General features: G+C 35.0%; 17 protein-coding genes. 3 read left to right on the forward strand and 14 right to left on the reverse strand.

The window, feature by feature from the left end; genetic code table 11:
• The first annotated feature begins 169 nt into the window (after positions 1 to 169).
• From tnpA to tnpC, 3 genes are read left to right on the forward strand one after another with little or no spacing between them, the layout of a single operon-like run.
• A complete protein-coding gene (gene tnpA, locus BBI08_RS13130) occupies positions 170 to 475 on the forward strand; it encodes an IS66 family insertion sequence element accessory protein TnpA (protein ID WP_051041677.1) in 306 nt (101 codons plus the stop codon).
• On the forward strand, positions 472 to 828 hold the full coding sequence (gene tnpB, locus BBI08_RS13135; RefSeq protein WP_040850592.1) for an IS66 family insertion sequence element accessory protein TnpB: 357 nt from the start codon (positions 472 to 474) through the stop codon (positions 826 to 828). The genes tnpA and tnpB overlap by 4 nt, the downstream gene beginning before the upstream one ends.
• Before the next feature lie 39 nt (positions 829 to 867).
• Positions 868 to 2,454 carry an IS66 family transposase gene (gene tnpC, locus BBI08_RS13140; protein ID WP_065528195.1) on the forward strand — a complete coding sequence of 529 codons (1,587 nt, stop codon included), beginning with the start codon at positions 868 to 870 and terminating at the stop codon, positions 2,452 to 2,454.
• 676 nt (positions 2,455 to 3,130) lie between these two features.
• Here tnpC and galU read toward each other — a convergent pair.
• The 14 genes from galU to BBI08_RS13210 form a co-directional block, all read right to left on the reverse strand.
• Entirely contained in the window at positions 3,131 to 4,006 is an 876-nt protein-coding gene (gene galU / locus BBI08_RS13145; protein ID WP_008496981.1) for a UTP--glucose-1-phosphate uridylyltransferase GalU, read from the reverse strand.
• Between the two features lie 80 nt (positions 4,007 to 4,086).
• Positions 4,087 to 5,118: a GDP-mannose 4,6-dehydratase gene (locus BBI08_RS13150; RefSeq protein ID WP_008496980.1), complete on the reverse strand. Its 1,032-nt coding sequence runs from the start codon at positions 5,116 to 5,118 to the stop codon at positions 4,087 to 4,089.
• A complete protein-coding gene (locus tag BBI08_RS13155) occupies positions 5,093 to 6,469 on the reverse strand; it encodes a UDP-glucose dehydrogenase family protein (RefSeq protein ID WP_008496979.1) in 1,377 nt (458 codons plus the stop codon). The genes BBI08_RS13150 and BBI08_RS13155 overlap by 26 nt, the downstream gene beginning before the upstream one ends.
• A gap of 59 nt (positions 6,470 to 6,528) precedes the next feature.
• Positions 6,529 to 7,545 (reverse strand): dTDP-glucose 4,6-dehydratase, encoded by a 1,017-nt coding sequence (gene rfbB, locus BBI08_RS13160; RefSeq protein WP_008496978.1) that lies wholly within the window; start codon positions 7,543 to 7,545, stop codon positions 6,529 to 6,531.
• A complete protein-coding gene (rfbD, locus tag BBI08_RS13165; RefSeq protein ID WP_065528196.1) occupies positions 7,545 to 8,402 on the reverse strand; it encodes a dTDP-4-dehydrorhamnose reductase in 858 nt (285 codons plus the stop codon). The genes rfbB and rfbD overlap by 1 nt, the downstream gene beginning before the upstream one ends.
• On the reverse strand, positions 8,403 to 8,966 hold the full coding sequence (gene rfbC / locus BBI08_RS13170) for a dTDP-4-dehydrorhamnose 3,5-epimerase (RefSeq protein WP_008496975.1): 564 nt from the start codon (positions 8,964 to 8,966) through the stop codon (positions 8,403 to 8,405).
• Entirely contained in the window at positions 8,963 to 9,865 is a 903-nt protein-coding gene (gene rfbA / locus BBI08_RS13175) for a glucose-1-phosphate thymidylyltransferase RfbA (RefSeq protein WP_040850588.1), read from the reverse strand. Before rfbA ends, rfbC begins: the two co-directional genes overlap by 4 nt.
• Positions 9,866 to 9,954: 89 nt before the next feature.
• Positions 9,955 to 11,379, reverse strand: coding sequence for a lipopolysaccharide biosynthesis protein (locus BBI08_RS13180; protein ID WP_065528197.1), 1,425 nt, complete (start codon positions 11,377 to 11,379; stop codon positions 9,955 to 9,957).
• 188 nt (positions 11,380 to 11,567) lie between these two features.
• Positions 11,568 to 12,497, reverse strand: a complete 930-nt coding sequence (locus BBI08_RS13185) for a hypothetical protein (RefSeq protein WP_065528198.1) — start codon at positions 12,495 to 12,497, stop codon at positions 11,568 to 11,570.
• Positions 12,498 to 12,576: 79 nt separating this feature from the next.
• Positions 12,577 to 13,941, reverse strand: coding sequence for an O-antigen polymerase (locus tag BBI08_RS13190; protein ID WP_083383320.1), 1,365 nt, complete (start codon positions 13,939 to 13,941; stop codon positions 12,577 to 12,579).
• Between the two features lie 8 nt (positions 13,942 to 13,949).
• Positions 13,950 to 15,053: a glycosyltransferase gene (locus BBI08_RS13195; RefSeq protein WP_156874348.1), complete on the reverse strand. Its 1,104-nt coding sequence runs from the start codon at positions 15,051 to 15,053 to the stop codon at positions 13,950 to 13,952.
• 38 nt (positions 15,054 to 15,091) lie between these two features.
• On the reverse strand, positions 15,092 to 16,246 hold the full coding sequence (locus tag BBI08_RS13200) for a glycosyltransferase family protein (protein WP_065528200.1): 1,155 nt from the start codon (positions 16,244 to 16,246) through the stop codon (positions 15,092 to 15,094).
• 34 nt (positions 16,247 to 16,280) lie between these two features.
• Positions 16,281 to 17,495, reverse strand: coding sequence for a glycosyltransferase family 4 protein (locus tag BBI08_RS13205; protein ID WP_065528201.1), 1,215 nt, complete (start codon positions 17,493 to 17,495; stop codon positions 16,281 to 16,283).
• Between the two features lie 14 nt (positions 17,496 to 17,509).
• Positions 17,510 to 18,727, reverse strand: coding sequence for an ATP-grasp domain-containing protein (locus BBI08_RS13210; protein WP_083383323.1), 1,218 nt, complete (start codon positions 18,725 to 18,727; stop codon positions 17,510 to 17,512).

The following is an 18,727-nucleotide window of genomic DNA, read 5'->3' on the forward strand; positions in this document are numbered from 1 at the left end:
AAAACTCCTCTACAATTTATTTACGGAATATTCCGCAAACTAATTATATAGGAGTGGTACTCGCATGGCAGAGGTGGTATTATTGTAAGCGTCCAATAATGAGCACGTTCTAATAGAAGATTCTTCATGAGATGCTCTTTCCAGACTTAAATTTCTGGGAGGAGTTTTTTTGAAAAGAAAAGAGAAAGAATTATATTGGACAGGTCAAATCAGTGAATATCGGGAAAGTGGAGAAACTTTAGTTCAATGGTGCGAGAGGAAGGACATCAAACTCCACACGATGAAATACTGGCTGCGCAAACAGTCGCCCGTATCCAAAAAGTCGCAAGAGACCGCTTGGGTCTCCTGTCTGGTAGAAGAACCTTCGAGCGAGACGACGCTTACGTTGAAAATAAAAAATGTGGAAATTGAGGTGATGAGTGGCTTCCAGGACGAACTGTTACTGAAGGTCCTTCGGACACTTAATCAATTATGATGAATGGCCGAATTGTCGAGCGGGTGTATTTGGCTACCGGACCGACAGACCTCCGAAAGTCAATTGATGGGCTCGCGGTTATCGTCCAGGAATTATTTCAGCTCGATCCTTTTTCCAACGCGCTCTTTGTGTTTTGTAACCGGAAGAAAGACAAGCTCAAGATTCTATTCTGGGATCACAATGGCTTCTGGCTCTACTACCGCCGATTGGAAAAAGGGTTGTTCGATTGGCCGGACCTTGGGTCCAGCCTGCCCCTTCCAATCACGTCTCGGCAGTTGAACTGGTTGCTTGATGGCCTGCCGCTGAACCAACGTCAGGCGCATCCATCCGTTGCGGCGAAAAAAATCATTTAGGTCTATTTGAGGCAAAACTTTTGTGCTATTCTTAGACTTATGAAAATAATGGACGGAAAGACCTCACCCACAATTGAAGAATTGGAAAAGAAGAACGCGCAGCTAGAGAACCAGATGAAGACACTGGAGCTGAAGGTGCAGTGGTACGAAGAGCAGTTTCGATTGGCCCAGCAGAAACGCTTTGGTGTATCCAGCGAAAAGACGGACGACAACCAGTTGACGCTTCAGCTTTTCAACGAAGCCGAAATCTCTTCTGCCGTCTTATTGGCGGAACCGACAATGGAGACCATCAACTACACGCGCAAAAAAATTGGCGGCCGTGCAGAAAAACTGAAAGACCTGCCGGTCGAAACCATCCATTACGACCTTTCTGATGCAGAGAAGGTCTGTTTGGCATGCAATCACGAACTTCATGAAATGAGCCACCAAACCCGGCAAGAATTGAAGGTCGTTCCGGCGCAGGTCAAAGTGGTGGAACACGTTCAGCACATTTACAGCTGCCGTCATTGTGAGAAGCATGCCATCACGACTCCCATCGTCAAAGCGAAAATGCCAAATCCAGTCATCCCAAAGGGATTGGCTTCACCTTCCGCAATCGCCTTTGTCATGACGCAAAAATTTGCGGATGGTCTTCCGCTTTATCGTCAGGAAAAGCAGCTGGAACGGATGGGCATCCCGTTGAACCGCCAGACACTCTCGAATTGGATGATTTCAAGTACGACCCGCTGGTTGCGCCCGTTTTATGATCTTCTCCACCGTCAACTCCTGCAGGAAGAGTTGCTTCATGCCGATGAGACCAGCCTGCAAGTTCTCGATGAACCCGGCAAGATAGCACAATCCAAGTCGTACATGTGGCTCTATCGCACGAGTTCTGTAACGAAAAAACCGATGGTCCTTTTCGATTACCGAGCGAACCGATCGAGTAAAAATCCGAAGGATTTCTTGAAGGGATACGAAGGCTACCTCAACGTCGACGGATATGCCGGTTATGAATCGCTCGAAAATGTGGAGCTCGCGGGCTGTTGGGCACATGCCCGTCGGAAATTCGATGAGGCGCTGAAGGCATTGAAGAGCCCCTCATCAAGTTCCACCCGATCGACGATTGCCAAAAAGGGCCTCAACTTCTGTAACCAATTATTCGCGATTGAACGAAAAATCAAGAAGTTGGACGCCAAAGAGCGGTTGAAAATAAGACAAAAAGACAGTCAGCCTGTGCTGGATGCTTATTTGGCTTGGCTCCATGAACAAAAAGAAATCATTGCGCCGCAATCAGCCACCGGGAAAGCCATCACCTATTCGTTGAATCAATGGCATAAGCTGACAACATTCATGAAAGACGGACGCATCGAGATCGACAACAATCGTGCGGAACGGTCGATTAAACCGTTCGTCATTGGACGAAAAAATTGGCTGTTCGCCGTTTCGACAAGCGGAGCGAATTCCAGTGCCATCATCTACAGTCTCGTAGAGACAGCCAAAGAGAATGGCTTAAATCCATTTTTCTACCTTCAATTTCTTTTCGAAGAACTTCCGCAGCTGGACATGACGGCGGACCTGAACCTCGAGCATCTCATGCCGTGGTCGAAGGAACTTCCGAAAGACTGTTATATCCAAAAGAAAAAATAAAAAATGCCTTTCCGACAAAAATCGGAAAGGCATTTTCTTTTCTAAGAAACCAGGTGTTCATTATTAGACGCTTACCGAGCATCTCATGCTGTGGTCGAAGGAACTTCCGAAAGACTGTTATATCCAAAAGAAAAAATAAAAAATGCCTTTCCGACAAAAAATCGGAAAGGCATTTTCTTTTCTAAGAAACCAGGTGTTCATTATTAGACGCTTACTTATATCCAAAAGAAAAAATAAAAAATGCCTTTCCGACAAAAATCGGAAAGGCATTTTCTTTTCTAAGAAACCAGGTGTTCATTATTAGACGCTTACCGAGCATCTCATGCTGTGGTCGAAGGAACTTCCGAAAGACTGTTATATCCAAAAGAAAAAATAAAAAATGCCTTTCCGACAAAAAATCGGAAAGGCATTTTCTTTTCTAAGAAACCAGGTGTTCATTATTAGACGCTTACGTATTATTCAAGGGCTATAAACACTTCTGATGGCTTTACTGGAAAACATTCTCCAGTTGTTCCCTGTGTACGGCTCAGTTATGACTATTTATCCCTCTCCATAAATACACAAAGGCCATCTTCGAAATCCATTGATTTCACGGAAGATGGCCTTTTCGTTATTCAATTTCTTTGTATAGGCTAAATTGTTTCGCTCACAGGGGCGCGTTTTTGCGTATACTAATTTACTTAACTGTAGCTTCTTGAAGTTTTTTCTCAAACAACTCCAACAACTGCTCACGCAGCTCTGGACGTTTCAAAGCAAATTCAATTGTCGTCTCAATAAAACCGAATTTCTCACCAACATCAAAACGTTGGCCATCAAAATCATAAGCATAAACCGACTGAACTTCATTTAACTTCTGAATCGCATCAGTCAATTGAATTTCTCCACCTGCTCCTAGTTGGTGCTGACCTAAGTATTCAAATATTTCCGGGGTTAATATATAGCGACCCATGATTGCATAATTTGATGGGGCTGTTCCGGCTGTTGGTTTCTCAACAAACTTGTTAACTTGGATCAATTTACCGTCTACTGAAACAGGATCAATAATGCCATAACGATCTGTGTCTTGTGCAGCCACTTGTTGGACGCCGATTACACTCTTACCAGTTACTTCATGTTGATTCATCAATTGAGCTAAGCAAGGCTCATCATTTTCAACAATATCATCACCTAGCAAAACAGCAAATGGTTCATCACCAATAAACTTACGAGCTGACCAAATCGCATGACCTAAACCAAGAGGCTGTTTCTGACGAATAAAGTGAATTTCTACCTTAGAAGTTTCTAAAACAGAATCCAACATATCCATCTTACCTTTTCTCATCAAAGTATCTTCCAATTCAAATGCATGATCAAAATGGTCTTCTATTGCACGTTTACCCTTCCCTGTAACGATAATAATATCCTCGATACCAGAAGCAATGGCTTCTTCAATTATATATTGAATCGTTGGTTTATCGACAATTGGTAACATTTCTTTTGGCATAGCTTTTGTCGCTGGCAGGAAGCGGGTTCCGAGTCCAGCTGCGGGAATAATGGCTTTTTTCACTTTCATCTTAACACCTACTTATACTCTAGACCTTAATAATCAGTCTTTTCTTATTAAATAATTGAAGCAACTACCTAAAGAGATAGTTAAACCATTTTGTAGTATTCACAATACCAATCAGTAAACTTTTGTAGTCCCTCTTCAATAGATGTTTTCGGTTTGAAGCCAATCGCTTCTTCCAGTAATTTTGTAGAAGCATACGTCGCAGGCACATCACCCGGCTTAATCGGCTCAAATTTCTTTTTGAACTCTATTGTTCTCCCTAAGCTATTACTCAAACATTTCTCAAGTGTCTCAATAAAGACCATCAGTTTCTCTGGGCTACTATTACCAATATTAAAGATTTCATGTGGGACTTCCCCATCTTCACTTGGCGGATTTGATAAAAGACGTTGAATTCCTTCTACAATATCATCCACATAGGTAAAATCACGGTATAAGTCGTTTTCAAAATCACCATCATTGAAGATTTTTATTTCCTCATCTGCAAACAGTTTGTCTGTAAAACCAAAGTAGGCCATATCCGGGCGTCCCATTGGACCGTATACTGTAAAGAATCGAAGTCCTGTTGCTGGGATTTTGTATAAATGGCTATAGGTATGAGCCATCAATTCATTCGATTTCTTTGTAGACGCATATAACGACACCGGATTATCCACAAAATCAGTTTCCTCGAAAGGCACTTTCTTGTTGGCTCCATATACAGAACTCGATGAAGCATACAACAAGTGGTCCACTGGATAATGACGGCAAGCTTCTATAATATTGTAGAAACCGATAACGTTGCTTTGAATATAGACATCAGGATTTTCAATCGAATATCTCACACCTGCTTGAGCTGCTAAGTTTACTACGATATTCGGTTTGTATTCCTCAAAGAGACTTGTGACTAATTCTTTATCCGAAATGTCTCCTTTGACGAAAGTGAATTTTTTATTTGACTTCAATTGAGCCAAACGATCATGCTTCAATTTAACGTCATAGTATTCATTAAGGTTGTCAATTCCAACTACTTTGCAGCCAGCTTCCAATAAGCGATTTGTAAGGTAATAACCAATAAATCCAGCTGCGCCGGTGATGAAATATACTTTACTAGAGTCTAGCGGCTTGTAACTCAAGCTTTCTCAACTCCTTGAGTGCATCTTTGTTTGCGGGCGCCCGACCAACAGAATAATACTCTACTCCAGCTTGTTTCATCTCTTCCACACTATGTAGATTCCGACCATCATACAGCAGAGGTGTTCTCATTAACTGTTTATACGTTTGTGCATCGATTGTCTTCACTTCTTCCCATTCAGTAAAGATAAAGCAGACGTTCGCATCTTCCAAAGCTTCTTCGATGCTTGAGACATATGTGATACTACCATTATCAATTTTGCCTTCCGGGAATTTTTTTGCAAAGTTCTCTGCACCAATTGGATCGTATGCATAAATGTCTGCACCTTGTTTTAATAATAAAGGTACATTGTCTAAAGATGGTGCTTCCCTCAAATCATCTGTTCCTGGTTTAAAGGTCAATCCCAAAACAGCCACTTTGAGTCCACTAAATGTAATCAATCGATTACTCGCTTTTTTATACAGTAAGGTCTTTTGATCTTTATTCACATCGATAGCAGCTTTTACCGTTTTTAAATCGTATCCGTTTTGCGTGGCCAAGTATTCAAGTGCTTTTGTATCTTTCGGGAAACAAGAACCACCATACCCAATACCAGCATTTAAGAACTTGCTACCGATACGGTCATCAAAGCTCATCCCTTTGGCAACATCTTCAACATCTGCCCCAACCAATTCACAAAGATTCGCGATATCATTCATGTAAGAAATTTTCAATGCTAGAAAATCATTAGAAGCATATTTAATCATTTCAGCAGACTTTCTATTCACCGATACAATCGGTAAATTAAATGGCTCATAAATTTTTTGCAAAAGATTTTCAGCCCATCCACTTTCTGTACCAATGATAATACGTTTCGCATTTAATGTATCATGCACAGCAGACCCCTGTGCTAAAAACTCTGGATTTGAAGCCACTTCTACTCTTACGTCGTTAATTAAAAAATCGTGAATAAATTGCTCTACTTTATCATTCGTTCCGACTGGAACTGTAGATTTCACAGTAACTAAGCAATCTTTTTCAATTGTTTCAGCAATTTGTCGAGCGACCGTTGCTATATATGATAGATTCGCAGAGCCATCATCATTTTCTGGTGTGCCCACACCGATAAATACTGCATCTGCGTCTTTATAAGCTGATTTGTAATCAGTTGTATATTGCAATCTACCTGCCTCATAATTTTTCTTCATTAGCTCTTCTAGGCCAGCCTCATATATTGGTGATGTACCTGATCTCATCATATTCACTTTTGCTTCATCTATATCAACACAGACTACTTGATGTCCTTTTTCGGCAAAACATACTCCTGCTACTAGACCTACGTAGCCTGTTCCTGCTACAGCTATTTTAAACATCATACCTACTCCTTACTTCTATAAACATATTTTTTTGGCTTTATAAGGAAAGGAAAGACTTATTTAGAATATTGCTTTTCGAAATAGTTCTGGTATTCTCCAGAAATAATTCTTTCCCACCAGTCTTTATTATCAAGGTACCACTTAATTGTTTGAGCAATCCCTGTTTCGAATGTATAAGTGGGCTGCCAGCCTAACTTTTCTAATTTACTTGGATCGATTGCATATCGTTTATCATGTCCTAAGCGATCTTTCACGTATTCAATCAGGTCTTCTGATTTATCTAGTGTATTAATAATCGTTTTAACAACTTCTAAGTTAGTCTTTTCATTGTGTCCGCCAACATTATAAACTTCACCATTATCACCCTCATGCATAACAAGATCAATTGCCGCACAATGATCAATAACGTGTAGCCAATCACGGATATTCTTACCATCCCCATATACCGGGACCTTTTGATCGTTCAGTACCCGAGAGATTGTTAAAGGAATAAGTTTTTCTGGAAAATGATAAGGACCATAATTATTCGAGCAACGCGTGATATTAATCGGCAAGTTAAACGTTTCATGATAGGCACGAACTAGTAAATCTGATGATGCTTTACTCGCACTATATGGACTATTAGGTTGTATAGGTGTTTCTTCTGTAAAGAATGTCGCTGGATCAAAATCTAATTCCCCGTAAACTTCATCCGTTGATACATGTACGAACTTAGTCACACCTATATTTTTTGCTGCGTCTAATAGAACCTGTGTACCTAATACGTTCGTTTGCACAAAAATCTCTGGATTTGTTATTGAACGATCCACATGACTTTCAGCTGCAAAATGAATAACATAATCAAATTTATATGTACCAAACAACTCATTAATAGCTTTATGATCGGCAATATCAGCTTTTAAAAAATGATAATTAGAGTTGTTTTCAATTTCTTTATGTTTAGTTAAATCTCCAGCATAGGTTAATAAATCTAAATTATAGATATCATAGTCCGGATATTTCTCAACCATATATTGAACAAAGTTCCCGCCAATAAACCCTGCTCCGCCTGTCACTAGAATTTTCTGGTTCATCAATTTTTCACCTCTTGTCGAAGTTCTGCTACATACCTTTTCAATGCATCTTGCCATGTAGGTAACTGATTAAATCCATTCTCAACTAATTTTTGTTTTGACATCCGAGAGTTTTTCGGACGCACTGCAGGTGTAGGATATTCTTCAGTTGTAATAGGATTTACTTTTATACCTTGTCCAGCTTGATGAAATGCTTCTATAGCAAAGTCTGACCAACTACAAAATCCTTCGTTAGATGCATGGTATAATCCATACTTATCACTTTGAATCATATCAATTAATAGAATTGCTAAATCGTGTGTATATGTAGGTGAACCGATTTGATCTCCTACCACATTTAACTCGTCTCTTGATTCAGATAACTTGAGCATAGTTTTGACAAAGTTATTACCATTCATTCCGAAAACCCAAGATGTGCGAACAACAAAGTACTTTTCAAGTAATTCCTTTACTTTTTTCTCCCCTTCATATTTTGTTAAACCGTAATAGCCTTGAGGATTCGGACGATCACTTTCAACAAATGGTTCTTGACCTTCTCCGTCATATACATAGTCTGTACTGATATAAATAAACTTAGCATCTATTTCTTTAGCAACAGTAGCTAGATATTCAGTACCGTTAACATTTACATCCCAACAACCTTCACGATCTTCTTCAGATTTATCAACAGCAGTATAAGCTGCACAATGAATAATTGCATCAGGGTTTAATTTACGAATAAATGATTCTACATCTTTATTAATTGTGAGATTTAAATCTTCTCTGTCAATCCCTATCATATCTAAACCTTTTTTTAATCCTTCGTGAACTACATCATATCCTAATTGGCCATTATAACCAGTCACTAAAATCTTCATTTACTCAGCTCCAAATGTAAAATTATTATCAGCATCTTTCAATAAAGATGCTTTTTCATCTTTACTTGAGAGAGTAGGTTCGACTTCTAAAGGCCATTCAATCGCAATATCCAAATCATTCCAAATAATTCCACGATCGTTTTCTGGTGAATATAATTCATCCACTTTATACTGAACTTCTACATTATCTTCCAAAGTCATGAAAGCATGTGCGAAACCTTTAGGCACTAGTAATTGCTTTTTATTCTCTGCTGTAAGTTCAATGCCAAACCACTCACCATAAGTAGAGCTTTCTTTTCTTATATCGACAGCTACATCGAAGATTGACCCTTTAGTACATCTTACTAATTTCGTTTGCGACTTAGGTGCAAGTTGATAATGCAAACCCCTTAAGGTACCTTTTTTAGCTGAGAATGAATGGTTATCTTGAATAAATTTTAAGTCTAATCCCGCTTTCCCGAAACTTTCTCTGTTGTAATTTTCTGTAAACCATCCACGATGGTCTCCAAAAATAGTTGGTTCAATAATTAATACGCCACTTAACTTTGTTTTAATGAAATTCATCCAAGCACCTCTTCCCTATTCAACATGTCTATATGCTGATTAGCAAGCCTCAATAAATATTGGCCATATTCATTTTTCTTTAATGGTTCAGCTAAGGAAATCAATTGATCTTTACTAATATATCCTTTTCGAAAAGCTATTTCTTCTAGACATGCCACCTTCAAACTTTGGCGTTTTTCAATCATTTCAATATATAAAGAAGCTTCGAGTAGAGATTCATGAGTACCTGTATCTAACCAGGCAAAGCCACGACCTAATAATTCAACATTCAAGTCATCTAACAAGAGATATTTTTTATTGATATCAGTAATTTCTAACTCTCCTCTATCGGAAGGTGTAATCTCCTTGGCTATATCTACAACTCTATTATCATAAAAATATAGTCCTGTTACAGCATATGTAGATATTGGAAATTCAGGTTTTTCTTCTATAGATCTTGCTTTGCCCTTTTCATCAAAATCTACTACACCAAACCGTTCAGGATCTTTAACATTATACCCAAAAATCGTAGCTCCTTTTCTTCTTGAGGCTGCACTTTCCAACAAATCAGTGAATCCATGACCATAGAAAATATTATCTCCAAGAATCAAAGCTACACTATCTTTACCTATAAATGTTTCTCCTATAAGAAATGCCTGTGCTAATCCGTCAGGTGAAGGCTGTTCTTTGTACTCTAAAGATATTCCAAACTGCGATCCATTGCCCAACAACTCTTTAAATCTTGGAGTATCTTCAGGAGTAGAAATTATTAAAATTTCTTTTATACCTGCTAACATTAGAGTTGATAGAGGATAGTAAATCATCGGTTTGTCATATATAGGCAAAAGCTGTTTACTTGTAACCATTGTTAGTGGATAAAGTCTTGTCCCACTTCCACCAGCTAAAATTATTCCTTTCATCATTAATTCTCCTTCCTAATTGTAGTAAAATTGTAGTAAAATGGTATATTTTATTTTGCATATTAAAAAATCAAATACTTAGTTTATCCTCATTTCTTTTTCAAATTTAAAATTTTGATTATATTTTTGATATCCTGTGCAAAGATTATAAATAAAATCAATAGTGGTATTAAACTCATAAGCATGCTCGTTAACCAGCTAGAGGAATAAATTGAGAAAAAAGAATAAGCTGAGACTACAACTACCATTGTATAAATTTTCTTAAGCGGATAATCCACTTTGAAGTACCTTAAAGAGATGTATGTCCTCAAGGAAAAGAATACTATAAATGAAAATGCAGTTGCAATTGATGCTCCAAGTGCTCCATATTCCGGAACTAATACAATATTCCCAATTATATTCAATACACAAGTAATTAAGGCAATGATAACATGCCACTTAGTTTTTTTATAAAAGTTAATACCAATTACAGTTGTTTCAGAGATGGTCATTAAAATTGGCATAAATACAAGGAATGGCATTATATTCGCAGCATCTAAGTATTGTTGACCTAAAAGATTTACAATTAAATACTTTCCGGCTATCGTTAAGATAGCAAAGAGAAACATTACAAAAGATACAACAATTGTAATATTTTTAAAAAAAGCTTTATCTTCTGGATCAGCTATAAATTTCTCATAGCTTACTGGTGTCCAAAATGTAGTAAATGTAGAACTTAACACTACAACCAGAGCAACTATTCTCATTGCCGCTGCATAAAGTCCTAATTCTGAAAAATCTCTCCAATGTCTAATTGCAACCTGATCAAAAGACTGGAAAATCCACGTAATGAAAATTGTCAAAACGAAAGGTGCACCATATTTGACAATTTCCATTTGAGAGTGTCTAGTATCGCTTATGTAAAAATTCTTAAGATTCCAAAATTTTCTACCTAAATAAATTGAGAGTATAAACAATAAAAAGAGAGTAAAGATTTTAGATAAAACCAGAACTTCGTACTCAGAACCTATAAAGTAATATAGTCCTACAATAAAGCATAGATTAAATAACTTTTGCAATATTTGAAGAAGAGAGTAGACATTTCCTTTTTGTTCCATTCTAATCACTAATTGACCATAGCGGAATATTAGCTGAAAAATTATACCCAAAACAAGTAATATAGCTAAGCTAAAATCTGGTGCACCTACCAAAAAAAATGTTATTGGCTTGTAAAAAAGAATAATTGTCAAAATTAATAGCACGCTTGTTTTCATAGGGAGCTTCAAGCTATTGTACATTAGTGCTCCTCTTTTATTCTCTTCCTCTTCATAATAGAACCGGATGAATGATTGATCGGTTCCAAAAATAGTCAATATAAGTCCCATTTGCAAAAAAAGTTCAAACATCGAAACTTGGCCTAAGACGTCCGGAGGTAAAATCCGTGTAGTTATCATTGTGGTTATTAGTCCTAAAATTAAACCGATCCAACTTCCATATGAGAACTTTAAAAATTTAGATATTAAATTTTCTTTCAAGGGAAGCCCCTCTATTCTTTATAGTTAATGTTATATACACATACAACTAAGTTATTTGAGAAAAATAATTCCGAAAATTAAAAGTGCCAATTTTTTCATATCTACAAATTACATACGATCTAGAGTAGATACGGATATTGACTAGACAATATTTGCGAGAATTATATCTACGAATTTTATAACATGATTTAATAATTATCAGAGCATCTAAAATCAATTCCGTAATGTTGCATAACACTTTTAAGTTGAAAATCATTTTTTTTGTTAATTACATTATCTTTGGCTAGACCATTTTCAGACGAACCTTTAACTGTTAAAATTCTCGGGGAATTTTTGCATACTTTTACTGTTTTAGTCCCTCCCATAAAACTCATGCATTTAAGCCATATATCATCTGCTTCAAAACATAGTTCTTTGATCATGTTCTTTTTAAGTACTTCTTTGCTTAAACAGTTGGGAGGGTATAGGGCACCCGCACCGTTAGTAGCCATAAGTAAATGGTCTGGCCCTTCAGAGGTCTTTGAAAGCAAATCCCAATCATCATACTCATTAATTCCGTAGTCAGCAAAAGTAATTTTATGAGCACGGTAACAAACAACGCAATTTGGAAATTCAATATACTTATTCATTAAATTTCCCACCAAATTTTCAGGTTGAAATATATCATCATCAACTGTAATTATTATGTCACCACTATATTCTTCCATAGCATAATAATATTTTTTGTGTGATTTTAAATCATCGCAAAACTGTATTTCCAAACCTCGCTTTTGCATCTTGAGAATACGTTCATCTAACATATTTATTGATTCAAATTGCGATTTTGCTAGCCAAAGAATAATTTTATCAGGTTTATAAGTCTGTCTTAAAAGCGACTCTAATACTAACCACAATTGAGAAACCCTAGGAGGGAAAGTCGTTAGAGAAACTATAACTTTAGGACCAGCATTCTTTTCATCCCGTTTTCTGACTCCTTTTTTAACCTGCGGCGTTAATTTGTAAAATAACGGCAAAGTTAACCTAGTAAGTGAAAGGCAAAATCGGTATATTATTATGTTTAGAATGCGAACATTTATTTTTTCTCCATAATATAGCATTTTATAAAAAAATTTGACCACTTTATCTCACTTCCTAAAACATAATTTATATTGCTTGAAAATTCTTCACATTAGTAACTTATGAATCCCGTAATTATTTCTATTTTTTCGCGAGGATAGGCAATTTATTAAATCTAGATTTAACACTAGTTAAAGTATCAAATAAGTATATAAGTAAAAAGATACCAAAAAACCATAAAATTCTTGACTGTGAAGAAGTACTAAATATACTCAACATCGACTGTATAGTTAAACTATAGAAGACGACGTTCATAACGGTCTGTTCTTCTCTGCCTTTGATAAATATTGTATATACCCTACTGATAATAAATCCCGTTAAGAAAGCAAATAAGATTACACCAATCCACCCAAAATTAAAAAATGCTTCTCCATACGGACCAGCCGGCATTCCGAAATTTGTAGATCCCGTCAACTCATGCGCAATTAGAACTGTCCCATCAATAATTTCTGGTTTATTGTCCCAAAATTTCCTTGGGATTGGAGCGAATATAATATTAAGCAATGGCTTTCCAAGCTGATAGTCAATTTCACCACTCAATAGTGACTCTACCAACCACGGAACTGTGTTAGCTCTGCCTGTTGCTCCTGCAGCATTAACTATTAAGCTCCAAAGGTTATCTATAGAAAAATGGGATTGACTAACCTTTCTTAGAATCCCTACTAATTCTACGAATAGTAATGCTATCAAACCTACTGTAATTAATTGCAAGATATTAATCTTCTTTACAACATAATGAAATACCATCAAAAAAGGCAGCACGATGCCTAGCACCACATTGGCTCGACCACCAAACAAAATCAACATACTTACAGTTGCTAATAGTATTAGAATCGATTTCTTCTTATATCCACCTGTTAGAAGTATTAAAGCTGAGATGCCACCTATACCAACCAACTGTCTGAGATAGCCTAATCCAGAGTATGCAGTAGTTGTATGAGTCATCGCATTTAGCATACCTGATATACCACCGATAACATACAGAGTATAAATAAAAGATGCTATTGCTATCAACCAAAGAAAATAGGCAACTTTTCTATTTTGCTTAACCATAGGGAGCTTGATTTTTATAGTAGAATTGAATACTAGATTATTACTTATTAAATATCCAAAATAAAAAAAGAAATACCAACAAATAATAATTAACAAAGAATACTCTTCCCCTAGCTTAAAATCCATAAGTGAAGAATTTGTTAGATCTTTGTTTAAGAAATCTATTACTGCTAGTAGCATTGAGATTGATAAGATCACAAAGGGGTGAAATATGTCTTTGCATAAAAAAAGCGGCATTAAAATTAAAAAAATTGAAATTACTACTAAAACTCCAACTAGTGTGAAAGAAAATTCATATGACAAGCTAATTACAAATGCAATCGTTGATAGACATAGTGTCATTAGTAAAATTCTTGGAATAGTAATGTGAAGTTCGCTTTTATATTCTATCATCTTATAATCTACCCACCAGTTTCTAAAAAGATTTCTTCGTATTCCTTGACTATTTTATCACTTTTGAAATCTTCAGATCTTAATAACCCTTTACAGGAATATTCCGCACTAAGTACGTCGTTCTTTAGTAAGTTAATTATTTTATTTGAAATATCTACATAGTCTTCAACGTTAGACAATATTCCATATTCGTTGTTCTTTATAATTTCTAATGGACCTGAATTACAATTGGTTACGACGACAGGTGTTCCAACTGCCATAGCTTCTACAATAACATGTCCAAAACCCTCCCATTTAGATGTTAAAGCAAAAAGATCAGAATTTTTTACATACTTCTGTGGATTTTCTTTAAAACCTAGAAAAATTACTTTTTCTTCCAAATTTAATGTTGTTACTAACTTCTTTAACGAGCCTTCTTGTGACCCTTTTCCTAGTATAAGTAATCGCGATTTAATTTGGCTTTGAACTAAATTAAAAGCTCTAATTAAGGTTGTAAAATCTTTTTGCTCTTCTAATCTACCGACTGAAATAATTGTTTTCTCATTACCATTAATCTCTATATCTAATATTTCTTCATTCTTAATTTGATTAATATAGTCTATGTCAATTGGGTTGTATATTACCTTTATTTTTTCTTGCTTTATTTTAAAATTATTAATTAAATCTTCTTTGACACCATGTGACAAAGATATGACTTTAGCAGCATAATTATAACAAATTTTAGTTATTAACTTATTTAAAACTGTAACTGTCCCAGATTGAGTTCTATTATTCGCTTCTCGAACAATTACAGGGATCTTCCTAAAACTTATAAATTCCGCCACTACTAGCATTATATTGTTAGGATTCATAGTAGTGAACAATAAATCTGGTTTTTCTAAAATAATTGTTTTTCTTAATTTTAATAGACACTTTCTTAATTTCCCACAGTCTAAATATTTGACAGTTACATTTTCAGACAATAAATCCATATAATGGTTATTTTTATCATTACCAAGTACAAGGACGATATTAAACTTCGAAGAATCTAATTTATTTAAAATATTTACTACAGTTTTTTCTGCCCCTCCACCATTTAGCTGAAATAAGAATACAAGTATTTTTTTTTTCAAAATTCTACTCCTCAAAAAAATTATTTAAAATTGAATATTCATATTAATTCTTTCATTTTTTTTCTTATACTACTTTCAAACACTCTTCTATCAAAGTATTTTTCAAATAATTTTCTAGAATTTTTTTTCATTAGTAATACATCTTCAGGAGCTAAGTTTACTAAATTATTTATCAATGAATCTACATCATCAGCAAAGTAATTTAATCCTGCTTGGTTTTCATTTATCAGATTCCATGTATCTTCTTTAGTAGAATTAATTAATGCAAGACCATAATCCATATAATCTAAACTTTTATAAGATAAACCTACGGACGTTTCATCTTTAAATCCGTTGAAACCAAAATCACACATCTCCATTATTTTTTTCTTGTTAGATTCTTCGAATATTTTTCCATAGTAAATATACGGTATGCTCTCTACTTCTAAATTCTCTATAAGCCAGTTTCTCTTTTCTCCATCTCCAATAATATGTATCTTAATTGGAATATTTCTTTTAACTAATCCTCTTCCTAAACTAATTAAAGTTTCAAAATCGTATATGTGCCCTATTGATCCCAAATAAAGAATGCTAATTTCATGTTCTCTTACTGTTTCAAATTTCACTATTTGTAAATTAGATTGTTTTGCAATATATATTGTTTGCACTTTGTCATGAAAAGATGACGCTATAAAATTTTTATAGTAGTTACATTCAACTATGACCTCATCAGCATTTTTAATTGCCAAATTTCTAAATTTTTTCCATAAAAATAACCCAAAAAAATCACCTATTTTTTTAATTTTATTACTCAAAGGTATTGATTCAGGATGCAAATCTACTATATCAATAATACATGGAATATTTGTTTTTTTACAAAAAAAGGAAACTAAAAATGCTCCGAAATTAGGCGGACATACGACATATACAAAATCTGTACGTGCCCGCTTTAAATATTGTAAAGATTTTATTCCAAATAATACGGTTGATACCATTCTCATTAAAGATATGTTTTTCTTATAACCTGGTACGTGGATACTTTTAAAGTTTTTGTTATCAAAAGTTACATACTGCTTCGAGTAATGATCATAGTCTGCATATAGTACTTGAGTTTCGTATTCACTTTTTAATGAATCATAAACCGCATAAGCTCGAACAGTATTACTCAAATTAAACACATAGGAAATTATAGTGATTTTTTTCTGTAAACTCATTCAATCTCTTCCTAACTAATTTTTCTATTCGCCGCTATTCTTGAGTAAGACTATATAGTTTAGAGTAAAATCGATCTCTTCTTGGCGTTAATTTTTGTTGGGTGTACTCTTTTGCTTTTATATAATTTTTTTCAGCAGCTTCTTCTCTTAACTGAGGACTATTTATTAACTCTTCAATTTTATTAGCATAACTCTCAGTAGAATTATAAGGGGCTAGAAACTCACCTTCTAGTAATTCTGGTATGCCATCTACTGGACTAGATATGCATGGTAATTTGTTAGCCATAGCTTCAATCAATGACCTTGGTAATCCTTCAGACATAGTTGGGAAAAAGTACAAATCCGATGCTCTTAAAACTTTTTGCACCTCTTTGTAGCCGAATAATCCTCCCAAAAATTCCACATTTTCTCTTAAATCTAGTTTATTTGCATATTCTTCAAATTCCGGCATATATTTTCCCGACCCTATAAATTTTACTTTAACCTTATATCCTCTATTTAATAGAATTTTTAAAGTTTTAATAACTGTCAAATGCCCTTTTGTTTTTCCATCCATATAACCAGTATGACAAATAGTAAAATATTCATTTTCATTCTTTTTCTTGTTCTCCTCTTCATACGTAAAATCTGATTGCTTCAGATTTATAGTTGAGTAAGAATCATTAAAAAACTTTTTGCTTTCCCCGAATAAAATTGAATGACAGGGATACTCATTTTGCAGGGCTCGCTCAGTAACATAAGATACTCCATTGGCACTTTTGCATACTTCTTTTGCATGTAACACCCAAACTTTTTTTATTAGTTCATTCTTTAATTTCTTAATTAAATTTTTATTTTCATGTATTTCTAAAGCAGTTCGCGGATTTGCAACCATTTCTACTCCGAAAGGTTTCTTTGATTTTTTTACTGTATTAAGAGCAAGATAGGAAGTAGGACTGGGTGCCCTTAGCAAGACTGCATCAGATTTACTAATAGCTGTTTTAATTATTTTCTTAATAATCAAACTTTTAGTCAACATTTCTTCAGGTCCCTTGAAATCTGGCAATTTCACAAAAGAAATCCCTTCTCCATCTACTCGAAGTTTTTTTTCTAGAGGAAATTTTATATTTTTGAACCTTCCACATACTATTACTTCTTCAAATACATTTAAGTATCTTTTTAAAAAATCATAATCAATTACTCTTTCACTATAAATTTCACCATTTGGATATTCATAAAATCTGTGCTCTAACACTACCATCAATTTCATTTCTTATTATCCCCTTAAATTTGTTTAACGATATCTTTCGTAATTATTTTGATATCTTCGCTTGCTCTTTCACAAATATTGTATGCTTCTCCTGCTGAATTTGACTGAGCTATTATGTATCCAGTTCTATCTACACTATTCGTAATTTCTTTCACTATGTCTCCAACATTTTTGTGAAAAAATACTTCTTTTACTTCTTTCAGTTCTTTTACTTTATCTATCCCTAAAATATTTGTAATTTCACCAAAACCAGCATTTAAGTATTTTATAGATGATCCTTTTTTTAGTGTATGCACTAAGTCTGGTTCATTTCCCAACGCAATTTCAATTGTATTTTTAACCATATCAATACCTGTCGAGAGAGGCACTAGATGCGACGTTATATTATCTCCTCCCAACCTGGCTCCAACCTCAACAATTTTGGGTCCTTCTTCTGTAACTATAATTTCAGTGTGAGATGGTCCATTCTCAATTCCCAAAGAACTTAGTGCAGAAATTGTAATTTTCCGGATTTCTTTAATTAAATTCTCTTCCAATTTAGAGGGCTGTGTATGTCCCATTTCTACAAATCTAGGAGCTCCTGTTGTTATTTTATCGGTTATTGCTATAATTGTGGTCTTGCCTTTATAACTTATAGACTCCACGCTAACTTCTGGACCTTCCATGTATTCCTCAACCAAAATTTCATTATTCGTAGAAAAGCGTGAACTGTAATCATAAGCAAATTTCACTATATCCATATTCTTCTTATCCTCTATTAAATACACACCTCTACTGCCCGAACTATCTACAGGTTTAACAATAACTTTCCCTTTTATTTTCTCCAAAGCTTTTTCGTATTCTAAATAATTAGAGATCTTACAAAAATTCGGAATGGGCACATCATTGATTAGTAAATTCTCTCTCATCAACCTTTTATTTGTGACTCTTATTGCGGCTTCCTTTTCTATTCCTGGAATTTTCAACTCTGCTGATACGGCTGCTATAGATCTAATTGGCAGATCACTCGCCAACGTCATGATGCAATCAATCTGGTACTCTTTTGCTGCTGCAGTCACGCGAGCAACATCCAGAGTACTTATATTTAAAAAGATATCTGCAATTTCAGCACCCGGAGCGCTCGCATATTTATCTAAAACGATGACTTCCAAACCCATCTCTTTTGCTTTAATTATTGCTGGAACCTGAAGTATACTTGCTCCCAATATCATGATTTTCTTTTTATACTTCAA

The sequence above is a fragment of the Planococcus halocryophilus genome, assembly GCF_001687585.2.
Lineage (GTDB): Bacteria > Bacillota > Bacilli > Bacillales_A > Planococcaceae > Planococcus > Planococcus halocryophilus.

Excerpts from the sequence above, each read along its gene's own strand:
- tnpB (WP_040850592.1), top strand. The coding sequence starts at position 472 with ATGATGAATGGCCGAATTGTCGAGCGGGTGTATTTGGCTACCGGACCG.
- tnpC (WP_065528195.1), top strand. The coding sequence starts at position 868 with ATGAAAATAATGGACGGAAAGACCTCACCCACAATTGAAGAATTGGAA.
- galU (WP_008496981.1), bottom strand. The coding sequence starts at position 4,006 with ATGAAAGTGAAAAAAGCCATTATTCCCGCAGCTGGACTCGGAACCCGC.
- BBI08_RS13155 (WP_008496979.1), bottom strand. The coding sequence starts at position 6,469 with ATGTTTAAAATAGCTGTAGCAGGAACAGGCTACGTAGGTCTAGTAGCA.
- rfbB (WP_008496978.1), bottom strand. The coding sequence starts at position 7,545 with ATGAACCAGAAAATTCTAGTGACAGGCGGAGCAGGGTTTATTGGCGGG.
- rfbD (WP_065528196.1), bottom strand. The coding sequence starts at position 8,402 with ATGAAGATTTTAGTGACTGGTTATAATGGCCAATTAGGATATGATGTA.
- rfbC (WP_008496975.1), bottom strand. The coding sequence starts at position 8,966 with ATGAATTTCATTAAAACAAAGTTAAGTGGCGTATTAATTATTGAACCA.
- rfbA (WP_040850588.1), bottom strand. The coding sequence starts at position 9,865 with ATGAAAGGAATAATTTTAGCTGGTGGAAGTGGGACAAGACTTTATCCA.
- BBI08_RS13190 (WP_083383320.1), bottom strand. The coding sequence starts at position 13,941 with ATGATAGAATATAAAAGCGAACTTCACATTACTATTCCAAGAATTTTA.
- BBI08_RS13200 (WP_065528200.1), bottom strand. The coding sequence starts at position 16,246 with ATGAGTTTACAGAAAAAAATCACTATAATTTCCTATGTGTTTAATTTG.
- BBI08_RS13205 (WP_065528201.1), bottom strand. The coding sequence starts at position 17,495 with ATGAAATTGATGGTAGTGTTAGAGCACAGATTTTATGAATATCCAAAT.